This is a genomic window from Agathobaculum butyriciproducens, from assembly GCA_003096535.1.
Taxonomy (GTDB): domain Bacteria; phylum Bacillota; class Clostridia; order Oscillospirales; family Butyricicoccaceae; genus Agathobaculum; species Agathobaculum butyriciproducens.
In genome coordinates this window covers 50,590-66,383 of the sequence record QEKJ01000005.1, presented here as the reverse complement: position 1 = coordinate 66,383, position 15,794 = coordinate 50,590, and the positions used below count along the sequence as shown (strand labels likewise).

Annotated in this window: 13 protein-coding genes; 9 read left to right on the top strand and 4 right to left on the bottom strand. The window is 43.6% G+C overall.

The features are described from left to right. The first annotated feature begins 20 nt into the window (after window positions 1-20). On the top strand, window positions 21-2,594 hold the full coding sequence (locus C7386_RS05960) for a site-specific integrase (RefSeq protein ID WP_116705057.1): 2,574 nt from the start codon (window positions 21-23) through the stop codon (window positions 2,592-2,594). A 432-nt stretch (window positions 2,595-3,026) separates the two neighbouring features. On the opposite strand, the gene cas9 is transcribed toward C7386_RS05960, so the two are convergent. The 4 genes from cas9 to C7386_RS05945 form a co-directional block, all read right to left on the bottom strand. Continuing rightward, window positions 3,027-4,442 carry a type II CRISPR RNA-guided endonuclease Cas9 gene (gene cas9, locus C7386_RS05955; protein WP_367575341.1) on the bottom strand — a complete coding sequence of 472 codons (1,416 nt, stop codon included), beginning with the start codon at window positions 4,440-4,442 and terminating at the stop codon, window positions 3,027-3,029. Between the two features lie 281 nt (window positions 4,443-4,723). Continuing rightward, window positions 4,724-5,137, bottom strand: a complete 414-nt coding sequence (locus tag C7386_RS13295) for a hypothetical protein (RefSeq protein WP_133241582.1) — start codon at window positions 5,135-5,137, stop codon at window positions 4,724-4,726. A 106-nt stretch (window positions 5,138-5,243) separates the two neighbouring features. Beyond that, entirely contained in the window at window positions 5,244-5,951 is a 708-nt protein-coding gene (locus tag C7386_RS05950; protein WP_116705056.1) for a DUF4367 domain-containing protein, read from the bottom strand. After that, a complete protein-coding gene (locus C7386_RS05945; RefSeq protein WP_116705055.1) occupies window positions 5,948-6,490 on the bottom strand; it encodes an RNA polymerase sigma factor in 543 nt (180 codons plus the stop codon). Before C7386_RS05945 ends, C7386_RS05950 begins: the two co-directional genes overlap by 4 nt. Before the next feature lie 466 nt (window positions 6,491-6,956). Between C7386_RS05945 and C7386_RS05940 the strand changes: the two genes are divergently transcribed. From C7386_RS05940 to C7386_RS05905, 8 genes are read left to right on the top strand one after another with little or no spacing between them, the layout of a single operon-like run. Continuing rightward, window positions 6,957-8,408 (top strand): ABC transporter permease, encoded by a 1,452-nt coding sequence (locus C7386_RS05940; RefSeq protein ID WP_116705054.1) that lies wholly within the window; start codon window positions 6,957-6,959, stop codon window positions 8,406-8,408. 9 nt (window positions 8,409-8,417) lie between these two features. Beyond that, window positions 8,418-9,200 carry an ABC transporter ATP-binding protein gene (locus C7386_RS05935; protein ID WP_207655854.1) on the top strand — a complete coding sequence of 261 codons (783 nt, stop codon included), beginning with the start codon at window positions 8,418-8,420 and terminating at the stop codon, window positions 9,198-9,200. After that, window positions 9,190-10,221, top strand: coding sequence for a glycosyltransferase family 2 protein (locus C7386_RS05930; RefSeq protein ID WP_165815483.1), 1,032 nt, complete (start codon window positions 9,190-9,192; stop codon window positions 10,219-10,221). Before C7386_RS05935 ends, C7386_RS05930 begins: the two co-directional genes overlap by 11 nt. 16 nt (window positions 10,222-10,237) lie before the next feature. Then, the gene (gene rfbA / locus C7386_RS05925) at window positions 10,238-11,095 is read left to right on the top strand and encodes a glucose-1-phosphate thymidylyltransferase RfbA (protein WP_116705052.1); all 858 of its coding nucleotides are present in this window, start codon (window positions 10,238-10,240) and stop codon (window positions 11,093-11,095) included. A gap of 13 nt (window positions 11,096-11,108) precedes the next feature. After that, entirely contained in the window at window positions 11,109-12,125 is a 1,017-nt protein-coding gene (gene galE, locus C7386_RS05920) for a UDP-glucose 4-epimerase GalE (RefSeq protein ID WP_116705051.1), read from the top strand. Window positions 12,126-12,145: 20 nt separating this feature from the next. Further along, on the top strand, window positions 12,146-13,243 hold the full coding sequence (glf, locus tag C7386_RS05915; RefSeq protein ID WP_116705050.1) for a UDP-galactopyranose mutase: 1,098 nt from the start codon (window positions 12,146-12,148) through the stop codon (window positions 13,241-13,243). Between the two features lie 27 nt (window positions 13,244-13,270). Then, entirely contained in the window at window positions 13,271-14,335 is a 1,065-nt protein-coding gene (locus C7386_RS05910) for a glycosyltransferase family A protein (RefSeq protein WP_116705049.1), read from the top strand. Continuing rightward, window positions 14,335-15,792: a glycosyltransferase gene (locus C7386_RS05905; RefSeq protein WP_165815482.1), complete on the top strand. Its 1,458-nt coding sequence runs from the start codon at window positions 14,335-14,337 to the stop codon at window positions 15,790-15,792. The genes C7386_RS05910 and C7386_RS05905 overlap by 1 nt, the downstream gene beginning before the upstream one ends. The last annotated feature ends 2 nt before the right edge of the window (window positions 15,793-15,794 follow it).

Here is a 15,794-nt window from a genome sequence, read left to right as displayed (position 1 = left end):
CAGAATAAGGAGTGAAATAAATGGCATTTTTCACAACTCAGCGCAAAGAAACCGGTAGCTATAATGACAAGCGAACTAAGCCATGCCGTAGCAGACGCAAAGGCAAAATATATAATGAGAAAACGAAAAATGGCAAACTAACCGTTTGGGGTGCTTACGAGCGGGTAATTTTGGCTATACAGAATGCGCGCAAATGGGCTGACAGCACATGCAGGGCATATGATAGTGTTTTCTACCATTACATTGCTGAGATTTATAATGACATTGAGTATGCTTCGCTGACAGAAGAAACGGCGGAGCAGATTTGGTCGTCTAAAATTGACATTTTTGAAGGCAGTGATGCCCAGGATCAAAGAGCACGGAGTATTTTCGTGAGCTTTGTAGAGCAGGCGTGTCGAGCGGGACTGTCTCTGATGCGGTTCAGAGACACGGTCCCATTTGTGATTCCGGAAGATCTTAGTCAGCTGACTACGGAGCAGCTGTTGGAGGTACGTAGAGCTGCTGATCGTTGCCAGTGGCGGCCGAAGTCGCTGACAATTGAAGCGGAAATTAAAATTTATAACGAGTTGATAAAGCGAGCATCGACACAGGGCGAGTGCATTGCTTTGCTGGTCATGCTTCTGCTGGGCTGCCGTACATCAGAAGCAGCGGGTTTGTCATTTGGAAATATTCGCAAAATGGCGGATGGTTTGTACTCTATAGAGCGACGGGAAGTGGAAGAGCAAAGCTCGAGGACCGTCAAAACCGGCAGTAAAACCGCAAGCGGTTATAGACTTTTGCCGCTGCTGCCGCAGTTTTATGAGCTGCTGGAAGAGCGCAAGCGTATGGTGCAGGAGTACATGGAGAAAAACGGCTATACCGACTTAGATATTAATGACATGCCGCTTGCTTGTCAGGGTACGAATTTGCTGACACGGTGTACAGCAAAGGAAATGAACCGTATTTTTAAGGATATTTGCATTGATGCAGGTGTCGAAGAAGGCTTTTTCTTTGAAGCTGAGGCAATGATGGCTATTGATAAAGAGGCAGGAGCAGAGTACGAGAATGTGGTAGTAGCCTATATTCTGCGGCATCAAGCTGCAACGGAGCTGGTAGCGACTGATGCTTCTCGGGCTGCAATTTCTGTGCTGATGGGTCATAAAATTGAAGACCCTAATGTAAAAGCATTTGACTATGCCAATGCAGATGGTCAGCGTGAACTGCTGCATATTTTAATGCAGCGTCCGTTATATCGGTACATTTGTGGTGCGACAGATATGGAGCAGATTACTCTTGAAAAAGGGCAATCGGCAGTATGCGGAGGATCGGCTCGTCTGGTCGCACAAGAGGACGAGGAGTTCGATCTTTATATCGACACACTGGAGCCATATGACACGATAAAGATTCAGCTTGAGGGCGGTGCCCGGTTGCTGAAGAAGAATGTAAGAAAAACAATCGCGTTGCCGTATCAAAGACCGAGCGGGCTTAGTATGGTGAATGCAGTGACTCAGGTTGTGACAGAGGCCGAAGAGAATGTAAAAGCTGGAAAGCTGGCGGATAAGCCAGTTATGATCGCGCAGTGTGATGATCCTCTGAGCGAATTGATGACCATTGACGATCTGCAGATCAATTGGAAGCCTCAAATCACCAATGGGGATGGAGAGCCGATTGCAGATTCTTCGGAAGAAGTGAAGAAGGCGGTTTGCGAAGATGCATTGATTGCAGTTTTGCCAGGCGGTGTCTTAAAAGAAGTGCCGAAAAAGGAATTCGTTTATAACGGGACAAAGAGGGCACGCCGTGATGAGAAGATTTTTGCGGATAAGACCATAGACCGCGTTAAAACGATATGGCCGTTTTCACAATCTGCGGATAAAATTGTAATTAGCAGAGAAGGAACGGCGTGGTATTTACTGGTCGAGGTCAGCGCAGAAGAATTTTTACAGGCAGATGAGTGGGAAGAATGCCGCAGAGCGTTGGCAGCGGACGGTCTCATGATTTCACGTGAAAAGGATGCGGATTCGCTGATTTGTGGAGCGCAGAATGGCGATATGGTACGATTACCAGCAGAAAAACTGCATGCATGGCAAGGACAGCAGCAGATCGTACGTATAGGCGAGGCACCTCTGGCAGCAGCTTGCTTCTGTAAGGCTACTGATGATATTCTGCTGATTAGCGAAAAGGGACAGGCACTACGTACGCATGTTTCGGATTTGTACAAGCGCGTAGACATTGGCGGTGGACTGACCAAAGGTATGCGTATGAAAACAGGTACAGACGATAGATTATGCTGCTGTTTGGTTTATCAGCCAAAGCGTAGTTTAACAGCTGTTTCTCAACAGAGGAAGCTGCTTGTGCTGCGTGCGGACAGTGAAGAAAAGGCGCAGCTCAGAGCGCAAGGACATGTCGGAGAAGGCGTTTGCCTGGTGTATGTGGAAGGTTCGGATCGCTTGGCGGAGGTGTTGTATACAGATCAGGCAGTGTTACTGTTGTCAGACTCCGGATATGCGCAATGCCGTGACATTAGTGTGCTGAGAGAGAAGGGACGCCGTGCAAAAGGCATTGAGGGCATGAAGCGCGGTCGGATTATAAGAGCGGTATGCGCGAAAGTTAAATAAATAGTAAAGGCGCAGCTTTTGAGCAGATATCTCAAAAGCTGCGCCTTTTGGCTTGTATGAATGTAGTTAGACTTGCTATTTTAAAGGAGATATAAAAATAAAGCGAAGAAAAAGTTTATAAAAACCTTTTCTTCGTTTTTAATACCCTGCTGATGCAGGGAGAAATTGATGTGGAGACAACTGTTTAGGATCAGCATAAGGATCACCCCCGCTTACGCGGGGAAATAAGTTGTCTACACTCCCCGATACTTACGATAAATGCATTGTGAAAATAACAACTTATCGCTGCCGGGTCACCCCCGCTTATGCGGGGAACATATTTATTAATGATAGTATAGCAGAAATTTTATATCTTTGCAACTTTAAATTGCAAAGATATAAATTAGATTCTGGATTTAATAATTAATGTTATGGTAACCAGGGAGTGATAAGTCATTTTAGGTGAAATTCCATACGCTTTTCAGGTTTCGTGATTTTTCGGATTGTTCCAAGCGGATCAACTTCACATTTATATAGTTTGGACAAGCTGAAAAATGGAATAGATGTACGCATATACTGCTTATCCAACGTGGAGATTTCAAATGTGCCGCTTTTACTTCGAACCTTACCTCTGAGAAAATATCCATGGTCTACTTCAATAGAATCGGAAGAAGTTGTGCTTTTCAAAGTAATTGCTTCCGGCAGTTCAATATAAATTACGTCATTTTGATAGAGAGAAAAGATAAAATCATGTTCATTCATCAGCAACATGCGGTCCGGATTTTTGGTTGCCGCTCGTAATGGCAGAGCATCTTGCAACGTATCCTTAACATAGATAGGCACGAAGTAATAGGCCTGATCAGCTGTACGGAATACATCAATGCGAATCATGTCGCCATTAATGCCGATACCACCGCGAACGCGTACGAAGCTGCGCGGACGCTGTATAATAGGAACCGATTTAACCAAAGGACCACGCAGACCATTGGATTTAGGCTTATAAAAAGGTTCTGCAAAAGCCTCCGATGCATTTCCGCCAAATGCAATAAGACGCTTGCGCAGTGCAGTATACAGCAGACGATCACGTTCCAGCTGAAAATAGTCAGCAATTTCCCTATCATTATTCAGCTTTAATTTGGTAAGTGGAACTTTGGCCACGATTTGGTCACCGCGACTGCGTAATATGGTATCACGATGAGCGGCACCGCGAACTCGATGCTGTGACATATGAGAAAAACACTGCGTGTTGGATGCACAAAGTGAAGCGAATTCTGTCTGCAAGGAATTCCACGGTCGAAATAGAGTGTTTTCATAATTCCCCATAAAGAAGTTGGACAACTGCTCACATGTATGTGTGTCAATGATTGCCGTAAGGATAGCATTTGCAGCAGGTTCCATTTCAATAGGTACATTATCAAATACGCGTTCCGTGCGCAGACCGGTTATTCGTGTCTTTAACGACGATACAGTCACATCTGTATTACTGGATGCAGATAGCGCACGATGCAGGAAAACAGAAAAAGAACTAAGGAGCGACGAAGGATTATACAATGAACGCTGTTTCCGATCAATACTATCCTGTTCATTCCACTTGGTCGTCAAAAGATTTGTTCGAGTTTTGCGATGGTTACTTTTACGAGCTCGTTGACGAAAATCTTCATTCATACCAAACAATGCTCCAGGCAGCTCCGTGCGCTTGTCGGAAGCAGAACGAAGAACTAATACAAGGTTCTGTGGACTATGATCAAAGCTATCAGCATAAGGAATGATATGATCTACAGAAGTTTCTGACGGCGATAAAACCTGGTTTAATGTCAGTGGAGTACCCGTATAGATGCACTGGTGATCTTGCCTATGCCATAATAGAATACGATTTCTTTCATCATTTATTAGCGAAGGAACAGATAAAAGCGTAAAAAGCGGAGCATATGAATGTGCTCCGCTTTTTACATATACTTACCAATTTAATCTTTGACCGCATCTACTACAAAATGCCATATATTCACGTTCTATAGTAATTTTACAACGTGGACAAATTGAATATGATGAATACCGTCCGAACGAATAGAACGACATAGATTTTGTTACGTTCATGGGTATGCGATACTTTAACTCAAATATAAGCAAAAATATATTGAGACGGTTTACTCTCAGCCATAATATCTAAATTCGCTGGCAGAAGAGCCCGTTTCAAGTAAAGTACTACCATGGTAAGCATTCAGTTCTACATAGATGCGATACGAATATCCGCGGTCAACCGCCCAATGTTTAGTATCTACTGCTGCATAATGGGTATTTGAAGTAGCCGTCCATGTTTTGATAGTGGTCCATTTCTGGTTTTTCAACTGCTGAAGATGTAGTTTACAAACAGTTTTAGTTACTTGGGGTGATGCTGCACTGCCTGTACCATATACGGTTGCAATTCCCAAAGTCGAAATGCTGATGTCACCGCTTATAGATGAAACATATTTCCAACGTGGCTGCATGGCAGCATTGGAACAAGTAAATACTGCAATCATTACAAGAATGATTGCGATTGCCGATTTCATAAATCTTTTTTTCATAAGCTATCTCCTGTGTGTCGTTCTATATAAATAAACGAGTGCTTTATAGAAGGACTGACAAAATCTCAAAAATAATTCCCGCAGTATCAACTGCAGGAATTAACGGCTATATTTTAGGGATACTTTCAAATATCTGCACAACAACATCTTTGGAAATGTTACCCATAATCCAAAAAGTAATGTCATCGATTACATATGTGGCTATAATACGATCTTGACGTTCGGATATAGTAACATCAGCACCATTGATTTGCAATTTTGTTACTTGTCCACCTTCGGTGTCTATTGATAGTAAGGAAGGATGCAAATCACATTGCATATCATAATAGCTTCCGGTTCCATCTACAAATTGTATATAAATACTAGTATCGGATAGTTCCTGTATAGATTCCACACCAAATTCTTTAGGAGTATATGTTGGTAGATATTTGGTGAATTTCGATGATATCGATGAGGTTCCTTTATTAAATGCAAAGCTTGAGTTATCTTTATCTGAATAGAAGATGAAATTAATAATTGAAGTTCTGAATGCGTTAACGCTGAACATCATAGCAGCACAAACCAAAACAGCAACGAGAATCGCGATACGAATCCTGGAGCGCAATCCTCTTGAGAGGTATGGAGTAGATTGAGGTTTTTGATTCTTTCGAATCAATTTCTTCATTTGCTTTTCAAAAGTAGGGGAGAATTTATGGGCAGGGCTCCCTTCTGAACGTAGTTCTTCATCGGTTTTGAGTTCGACGTTATCGTCATCAGAAATTTGCGATATTGCAACACTAATGAGTTTATCGAAATCCTTATCGGATATTTTCACTGTAAGACACCTTCTTTCGTTAGAATTACTTTAAGTAACTTTTTGGCACGACTGATGCGCTTGTGAACAGTATTAGTAGAAAGATTTAGAGCAATGCCAATTTCTTCAGTGGTGTGATCATATAGGTAGCTTAATTTCAAGACATCTCTATACTTATCCGGTAACTCGCTGATAGCTTGCACAATTGCTTCAACGGTAATCCTGTCGATGATGATATCTTCGGGTCCAGATGAATTATCTGATAAATCCAGTGGTATTTCATAGATGGTATCGGTTGGATGTATACTCCGGTAATAATCGATGCAGATATTTCGAATAATCATTTTCAGATAGCTACGATGTTTATCTGCAGGTATTTCAGCAATTCGATTGATATTCTTGGCTACTCGGATGTAGGTTTCAGCAACCATATCTTCGGCGTGCTGAACATCATGAAGAATGCCGTAAGCTATTTGGAACATACCTTGAGAATAGGTTCTGTAAAGAAATTCGAATAAGCATAATTGGGATTGGCGTTCGACTAATGCGAATGAAATCATGTGTAGGACTCCGTAAATTGTATTGGTATATATATTGTATCAGAAAATCGACAATTTGTCGAAAAGGCTTTGTGCCTGTGAAGTTGGGTATTAAGATAAGAGTGTATAAAGAAGATAAGCCAAGTTGATTGCATGACCTATGTTCAGGATTATATCTCTTGTACGTTAAAGATTGATTTGTTTTCACAATTTGTGGATTATCACCAAATATGTCATATTATATTGGAACAGGCACGCTTTTGTGGTAAAATATTATGAAGGCTTTTACAAAGGAACATTATAGATGCGTGAGATACCATGAAATGTTCGTCAAAGGCATTTGCAATAAGAAAAATACTGATATTAATACCAGACTTGCATATGATTTCAGATGCTTGAGCAGACTTCTAAACTGTATTTTATAGACATATTGCATATTGAATGTCTAAATCGGAGATTAACATTAAAGATAAGGTAGAATAAATTCATGTCAAAAACACAGCAGGGGTTCTCTACCAGAGAACTAAAGAAGATTTTTTCGATTGTTTTCGTCGCGTACATTGTGCTTGCGGTAGCGTTTTATTTTCTCGCCGGAGAGCAGCTTCGTTATCGCGACTCGCGTGGCAATATTGAAATGCCGGTGGCGAATGCCGCAACCGTAGAGCTGACAGCTGGCTCGGTCGTGGAACAACAGTTCACACCGAAAATCCAGATTTTTGAGCATATTTCCGTGCAATGGAGCGTGTTTAACCGCGTCAATCACGGCACAGTAAATGTGCAACTTGTGAATACGGCGACGCAGGAGGCACTGCTTGACCAGAATTTGCAGGCGGACCAGATTACCGAGGGACAAGTCACAACGTTCGATTTCCCGGCACTGGAAACGGTTTACAATGAGCCGCTTGCGCTGCGTATTACCTCACCCGACGCAGTGGCCGGCGACGCGCTCACACCGATGATGAAAACGGATGCTTCGCTGGAAAATGGTCAGCTGTACATCAACGGACAGGCTGTAGACGGTGAACTGGCGTTCTCGGCTACCGGTCGTGACTACATCTGGACCGGCTTGCATTACTGGCAGTTTGCAGCTGCTGGCGCGGTAATTCTTGCGGCGCTACTGCTCCTGCTGCTGCACAAGCACAAGACCGGTAAGAAAAGCTTTATTCTCAATGCGATGATCGCGCTAAGGCGATATCGTTTTCTTATCAAGCAGTTGGTTGACCGTGATTTCAAGGCAAAGTATAAGCGTTCAATTCTTGGCGTGTTCTGGAGCTTTCTCAATCCTCTTCTGAACATGATCGTGCAGTATGTTGTGTTCTCCAATATGTTTAAGTTTGATATTCCATACTTTCCGGTTTATCTGCTTTGCGGTAACGTTGTCTTCAATTACTTCTCTGAGGCATGCGGCATGGCGCTTACATCTATTGTAGGTAACGCTGACCTCATTAAAAAAGTATATGTGCCGAAGTATATTTATCCGCTGACGCGCATTATGTCGTCGCTTATCAATATGCTAATTTCGCTCATCCCGCTCGCAGCGGTGGCGATTTTTTCGGGTCTGCTGCCGAATAAAACGTATTTTCTTTTGCCGTTTCCACTGTTCTGCCTGGCACTGTTCTGCCTTGGATTGGGCATGCTGCTTGCATCGGCGATGGTGTTCTTCCGGGATATTCAGTTCCTTTGGGGTGTATTGACGACGATTTGGATGTATTTGACTCCGATTTTTTATCCGATCACAGCACTTCCCGAAACAATTCAGTCGGTTGTTAAAATGAATCCGCTGTATTTTTATGTGACATTCCTGCGCTCGTGCGTCATTGACGGTCTTTCGCCTGAACCGTTCATGTATGTGCAGTGTGCGCTTATTGCGCTAGGAATGCTTGCTGTGGGTGCATTCACGTTCAAAAAATCGCAGGACAATTTTGTTCTCTATTTATAAGGTGTGAAAATGAGCAAAAATGAAAAGCTGCTCCATGAGCAGAAGGAAAAAGTTGCAGAGCTTCAAAAGCGAAAAATTATTGAGGTACAAAATGTTTCGATGCGCTTTCGGCTGACGGACGATAAAATCATGTCGCTGAAGGAGTTCGTAACACGCAAGCTGAGCGGCAAATACAAGACCTCAGAATTCTGGGCGCTGAAGGATGTATCGTTCGATGTGTATCGCGGCGAGGTTGTTGGCATTATTGGCCACAACGGCGCAGGCAAAAGCACGATTCTAAAAGTCATTTCGGGCATTCTTAAGCCGACAGAAGGCTCTGTGACCTGCAGTGGCAATATTGTTCCGATGCTGGAGCTTGGCTCGGGTTTCGATCACGATTTGACCGGTCGAGAAAACATTTTTCTTAACGGTGCGATTCTCGGGTATACAGAAGATTTCTTGAAGTCGAAATACGACGAAATTGTTGCGTTTTCCGAGCTCGGCGAATTTATTGATGTGCCGATTCGCAACTACTCATCCGGTATGCTGATGCGTTTGGCGTTTTCAATCGCAACGGTAGTAAATCCGCAGATTTTGATTGTAGACGAGATTCTTGCTGTCGGCGATGCGAATTTCCAGGAGAAAAGCCGCAAGCGAATGCTGGAGCTCATGAGCGGCGGCACGACCGTGCTGTTTGTATCGCACAGCCTTGAGCAGATCCGCGAGATGTGCGACCGCGTTGTCTGGATTGAGCACGGGCAGGTGCAGACTGTTGGAGAGACGAAAGAGGTGTGCGATGCGTATGAATCCTGAAAAAGTGCTGACGATTGCAATACCCGCGTATAATGCGTCAAAATTCTTGCCAAAATGTTTGCAATCTCTTGTCGATTCAAATGAGCTGGAACGTATGGAAGTCCTTGTCATCGATGACGGCTCCAAAGAGAGCCAAGATGAGGTCGTTCGTCCCTATATTGATCGTTTTCCGCAATCTATTCAAATGATTCACAAGGAAAATGGTGGACATGGTTCAGTTATTAACAAGGCTGCTGAGATAGCAACCGGAAAATATTTAAAAATTCTCGACGCTGACGATTGGGTCGTATCTAAGAATATGAAATTACTTTTAGATTCGCTCGAGCGACTGAATGCTGATGTAGTTATCACCCACTTCGACATGGTCGATGCCGAAGAACGATTCCGTCAGCCTTTTACAACTGAAAATGTGGAATTCGGGAAAATATATACCATGGATGATCTTGCGCAACTTCCCCAGTCTGCATATGCATGCAGTACCTTCCATGGTATATTTTATCGCCTTGCATTTTATAGATCAACACAGATTCAAATGTCCGAAAAGGTGTTCTACGAGGATCAGGAATATGCAACGCTGCCATTTTGTTTTGCTTCTGGCGTTGTATTTCTGAATCTGACGATTTATCAGTACTTGGTCGGTCGTCCCGGCCAAAGTGTATCGCATGAAAATCAAGTAAAGCGACTGCCGGAGATCAAGTTTATTTTGGATAGCCTGATTTGTTTCTATCAAACACATTATGACATGTCTGAATCTCGAAAACGATATTTTCAATACAAAATAGGTGCTGTGATTTTGAGCTATTATGTCGCGGCACTGCTTAAAAATCCGGATCGACGTAAAGGTCGGCATGATGCTGATGCGCTCCGTCGGGAACTTCACCAAAACAGTTTTGATCTGATGAAGACAACGGAAAAGAAATATTGGATTACAAAAGGATTACATTTCGTTCATATGACACCAGATGGGTTGGAAAGAATAAAAAGAACGCATTTTTATTACATATTGAAGAAATTTATTTGATAATGGGGATGGAGATTTGAAAGGTCTAATCTTAGCCGCCGGCAAAGGCACGCGCCTTTACCCGATGACAAAACCGATGAGCAAGCCGTTGCTTCCGGTTTACGACAAGCCCATGATTTACTACCCGCTTGCAATTCTTATGCAAGCGGGCATTTCCGATGTCATGGTGATCGTGCCACCGAACGAAACGGATACCTTCCGCGCACTGCTCGGCAATGGAAGTCAGTTCGGTATTCATATCCGCTATGCAGAACAGCCTGTCGCGCGTGGTATCGCGGACGCACTGCTGATCGGCCGTGAGTTCGTGGGCGATGACTCGGTATGCCTTGTGTTGGGAGATAACATTTTCCACAGCGACACGCTGGCGGAGGTTCTGCGTAAGGGCGCGCAGCAGCAGAACGGTGCAACGGTGTTCGGCTACTGGGTCGAAAATCCGCGGCCGTTCGGCGTGGTAGAGTTTGACGAGGATGGACGGGCTATTTCGATTGAAGAGAAGCCGCGACATCCGAAAAGCAATTACATAATCCCCGGCATTTACTTTTATGACAACCAGGCGATGGAGATTGCGGCAAATCTTACGCCATCGCAGCGCGGTGAGCTTGAAATCACTGACGTAAATCTGGAGTACCTACGCCGGGATCAATTGCAGGTGCTCCCGCTCGAGCGGGACGTTGTGTGGCTGGATGCCGGTACAGCAGACAGCCTGATGGATGCAGGACAGACTATTCGAACCATTCAAGCCGAGACCGGACGCTATGTTGGCTGCCTGGAAGAGCTGGCCTTTAACCAAGGCTGGCTGACAGAAGAGCAGGTACATGAAGCCGGACAAGAGCTCGGCATGACACTTTACGGACAGTACTTACAGTGCTTATAACGGAGGACATAAAATGATAGTTTTGTTAGCAGGCGGCGCAGGCTATATCGGCTCGCACACCGCTGTACAGCTTTTAATGAGCGGACATGACGTAGTAATCGCAGATGATTACAGCAACAGCTGTCCGGAGGTTATCAATCGTATCGAAGAAATCACCGGAAAGCAGGTTCGCGCCTACGAGACTGACGTGAAGGACAAAGCCAAAGTACAGCAGATTTTCGCAGAAAACGGGATCGACTGCGTGATTCACTTTGCTGGTCTGAAGGCAGTCGGTGAGTCGGTACAGCAGCCGCTGAAGTATTACCGCAACAACATTGACACCACGCTGACGCTGCTCGAGTGCATGCAGGAGGCAGGTGTCAAGCAGTTTGTTTTCTCGTCCTCCGCGACGGTTTACGGCGAGGAGAATGCGATTCCGTACATCGAAACGATGAAGCGCGGCAGCTGCTCCAACCCGTATGGCTGGACCAAGGTCATGATGGAAGAAATTCTTGAGGACGCGGCAAAGGCTGACCCGGAACTGACTGTCGTTCTTCTGCGCTATTTCAATCCAATCGGCGCACATGAGTCCGGTCGTATTGGCGAGGATCCGCAGGGTATTCCGAACAATTTGATGCCGTATATCGCGCAGGTTGCCGTCGGCCGCCGCGATCATCTCACGATTTTCGGTAACGATTACCCGACACCGGACGGCACCTGCCGCCGCGATTACATCCATGTGATGGATCTTGCGGACGGCCATGTGAAGGCTGTTGAGTACGCTGCACATCACAAGGGCGTTGAGGTGTTCAATCTTGGTACCGGCACGCCGTACAGCGTACTTGAAATTGTGCACGCATTCGAGGATGCAACTGGTGTTGCAATCAAGCATGAGTTCGGCGCACGCCGTGCAGGCGACCTACCGGAATTCTGGGCGAATGCTGATAAGGCCTCCAAGGTGCTCAGCTGGAAGGCGAAGCGTGACCTGACCGCGATGTGCAGAGATACGTGGAATTGGCAGAGCAAAAACCCGCAGGGATATCGAAAATAAGAAGGGATAGGAGTATAAAAGTGAAAGAATATGACTACCTAATCGTTGGTGCAGGCCTGTACGGTGCTGTATTTGCGCATGAGATGACAAAGCAGGGCATAAAATGTCTTGTGATCGATAAACGGCCGAATATCGCTGGCAATGTCTACACAGAAGAAATCGAAGGAATTAACGTACACGTATACGGTGCGCATATTTTCCATACCAATAATCGCAAGGTTTGGGAATATGTTAACCAGTTTGCGGAATTCAATCGCTTTACTAACAGTCCGGTTGCGAATTTCCATGGGGAGCTTTACAGCCTGCCGTTTAATATGTACACCTTCAACAAGATGTGGGGAGTGGTTACACCGGAAGAAGCGGCTGAAAAAATCGAAGAGCAGCGCAAGGCAGCCGGTATTACTGAACCGAAAAATCTGGAGGAACAGGCAATCAGCCTGGTAGGCACGGATATTTACGAAAAGCTGATTAAAGGTTACACCGAAAAACAGTGGGGACGTCCCTGCACGGAACTGCCGAGCTTCATTATCAAACGCCTGCCGGTTCGTCTGACATTCGATAACAACTACTTTAATGCGCTTTACCAGGGTATTCCGATGGGTGGCTACACGAAAATGGTAGCCAATATGCTAGATGGTATTGATGTACGCCTGAATACAGATTATCTTCAGAACAAAGAAGAAATGGATGCTATGGCTGATAAGGTGCTGTATACAGGCCCGATTGATGCTTATTTCGGCTATTCGCTTGGCAATCTGGAATATCGCAGTGTGCGTTTTGAAACGGAAGTGCTGGATAAGCCCAACTTCCAGGGCAATGCGGCGGTCAATTACACCGATCGTGAAACGCCGTGGACTCGTATTATTGAGCATAAGTGGTTTGAGTTTGGTACGCAGCCCAAGACTGTTATCAGCCGCGAGTATTCTAGCGAGTGGAAACCCGGCGACGAGCCATACTATCCGGTTAATGATGAGAAGAACAGCAAGTTGTACAACGCGTACAAAGAACTTGCAGCCAAGGAGAAGAACGCTATCTTTGGCGGCCGGTTAGGTGAGTACAAGTATTACGATATGGATGCGGTTATTGAGGCGGCCATAAAAAAATCGAAAGGTTTTTGAAATAGAAAACTCAAAGGAGATTCTAGTATGTCATCAGCAGATAAAGAAATCTTACTAACGATAGTTGTGCCAATATATAATGTTGAGAAATATTTGAGACAATGTTTAGATAGTTTGGTGTATCAAACGGTTCAAAATTTTAATGTTATATTGGTAAATGATGGTTCAACAGATCATAGTGCTGAAATTGCGCAAGAATATGCGACGGACCATGGGTATACATATATTTATCAAGAAAATGCGGGATTAGGTGCAGCTCGCAATACGGGTTTGAAAAACGTGAACACACCATATGTTGAGTTTTTAGATAGTGACGATTGGCTTATGCCGAGTAGCGTCGAAAACATACTGAAAGTCGCCAAAAATGAGGATGATTTGGTTGATATCATGTTTACTACACCTGTTGTTTACAATATGGCGAACAAGCAGTATGAGGATTGGATGGATAAATATGCAGTAGAGAGCATATTTGCGCAAAAACACAATACTAATCCAAGAAATCTCATTGAGATGTATGCTCTTGAACCAAATGTTAATAGATCAATTTGGAGCGTCGCATTTCTGAAAAAATACGATTTTGAATTTCCGGTCGGTGTAAAGTGGGAGGATGTATACCCTCATTTTTACTTATTTTATCATGCTCGTAGTTGTGTTTATGTAAAAAACGCTGGATTCGTTTATCGAATCAATTCAGGCGGACAGATAACATCAATGTCGGGATCGGCAAGACTTGATATCATTCCAGCCTTTGAAAATTCACTGCGATTTGCGTTCGAAAATCATTGGAACGAGCATGAAATTGCATACATTATTCGAATGATGGAGTCTTTCGTTCGGTGGTCCATGGGGATGTCAACGAAACCGGTTCGAAGAGCGTTGTGTGCTAAAGTTCATGTGTTATTTAATATGATTCCACATGGATATTTGAAGGCTTACTATCGTGAATTTGGGTTTGGACGGGCTGTAAAACTATATTTTTATATTCTTCGCTCCCCCTTATTCTATCGGCTACTGTCTAATCGACATATGCAAGAAATTGGCTTTGGATGCATACAAAAAGTAAAACGGTTGCAGGTGTGGAGGAAACGTTAATGGATCAGTTAGCACGACATATAATTGAAGTTCCAGAGATTAAGAATATCTTATTTGTCTGTGGAGTGGAATCAAGTGCGGATTTAATATGTGAAATATGCAAAGAGTTAAAACTCGACAGAATTATGGTAATCGCCAGTACATTGGATATAAAACATGCAATTCGAAATAAGCTCAGAAATGCCGCTTATGAAACAGAGAGTCGTATGTGTTCGGTGAGTTATCTTAAAGCTGAAGATGTTCTGTCAGGAACGAGTGAGAAATTGAATGAATTCGCGGTTTGCTTTGACGGAATAAATACTCCTGATAAAATCATCCGGTATGCGAAATTGAAACCTAAGTATGTTTTTGGAGCAGCGAATAAGGATGATGTAAACGCTTTTTTGGTATGGGAAGTATTTCGAAAATGTTCAGAAAAAATATGTCTTATATCACATAAAGAGAAAAATGAAGTCTTAGATTGGAACGCTAGCAAAAATGGTGTTGAGTTAAGCGTTATTTTCCCAATGTATAATGTTGCAGCATATTTGCCGGAGTGCATAGAATCTATTATACAATGGAAAGCCGATTATGTAGAGTATTTGTTTATAGACGATGGGTCTCCAGATAACAGTTCAGAAATCGTCGAAAAATATGCACAGGATGACCAGAGAATTAAATTGTTGAAGAAAGAGAATGGCGGGTGTGCCTCTGCACGGCAGTATGGCCTGGACCATGCTCAAGGGAAGTATATTGGATTCATTGATCCAGATGACTATATTGACCCGACCATGTTTAAAAAATTATATAAACGAGCGTTGCTTGGAAGTTATGAGATTGCCTACTGTGGGTATAACGAATTATATGAAAATGATGGTTCGACAAGAGAAATAGAGGATTGCTATTATGAGCCATACAGCAGTGGTACTACGAACCAGAATGCAATCAACGATTTGATCCATACATTGCGCGTAGCTATTTGGAGAGGAATATATTCAAAAGAACTGATTGAAAGAAACTCAATTCATTTTTATACCGATCTTCGAAGATTTGATGACTTGCCGTTTAAGGTTGAAGTGTTTTCGAAGGCCAGATCGGTAGTTGCAATCCCAGAGCATCTCTACTATTATCGCTTGGCGCGTCCAGGGCAAGATGTTTCGGCAGACGATGATCGTTTATATGTACATTTCCCAATATTTAACTATCTGAATCAGTTCATTCGGAAATCCTCTGACCAGCGGCAACTTGATAATCTTCAAATCGTAAAAATACACACCCACCAGTATGCGCTAAAAAAAATAAGACCCGAGTTTATTGCGGAATATGTGAAGATGGCAAGCACAGATCTCCGATCGAATTTTGGCTTTTTTGAGGGATGGTACATTCTGAGAAAACTAAGTAGAGGAGATTTGATGTGGTATTATGCAATCTACTTTGGAATGCCTAATTTGGTGAAGGTTCTGATTGGACGGAAATGAGA

Bases quoted from the DNA above. Each gene is read 5' to 3' on its own strand.
- C7386_RS05960 (WP_116705057.1), top strand. From the start codon at position 21: ATGGCATTTTTCACAACTCAGCGCAAAGAAACCGGTAGCTATAATGAC.
- C7386_RS13295 (WP_133241582.1), bottom strand. From the start codon at position 5,137: ATGAAAAAAAGATTTATGAAATCGGCAATCGCAATCATTCTTGTAATG.
- C7386_RS05945 (WP_116705055.1), bottom strand. From the start codon at position 6,490: ATGATTTCATTCGCATTAGTCGAACGCCAATCCCAATTATGCTTATTC.
- C7386_RS05940 (WP_116705054.1), top strand. From the start codon at position 6,957: ATGTCAAAAACACAGCAGGGGTTCTCTACCAGAGAACTAAAGAAGATT.
- C7386_RS05935 (WP_207655854.1), top strand. From the start codon at position 8,418: ATGAGCAAAAATGAAAAGCTGCTCCATGAGCAGAAGGAAAAAGTTGCA.
- C7386_RS05930 (WP_165815483.1), top strand. From the start codon at position 9,190: ATGAATCCTGAAAAAGTGCTGACGATTGCAATACCCGCGTATAATGCG.
- galE (WP_116705051.1), top strand. From the start codon at position 11,109: ATGATAGTTTTGTTAGCAGGCGGCGCAGGCTATATCGGCTCGCACACC.
- C7386_RS05910 (WP_116705049.1), top strand. From the start codon at position 13,271: ATGTCATCAGCAGATAAAGAAATCTTACTAACGATAGTTGTGCCAATA.
- C7386_RS05905 (WP_165815482.1), top strand. From the start codon at position 14,335: ATGGATCAGTTAGCACGACATATAATTGAAGTTCCAGAGATTAAGAAT.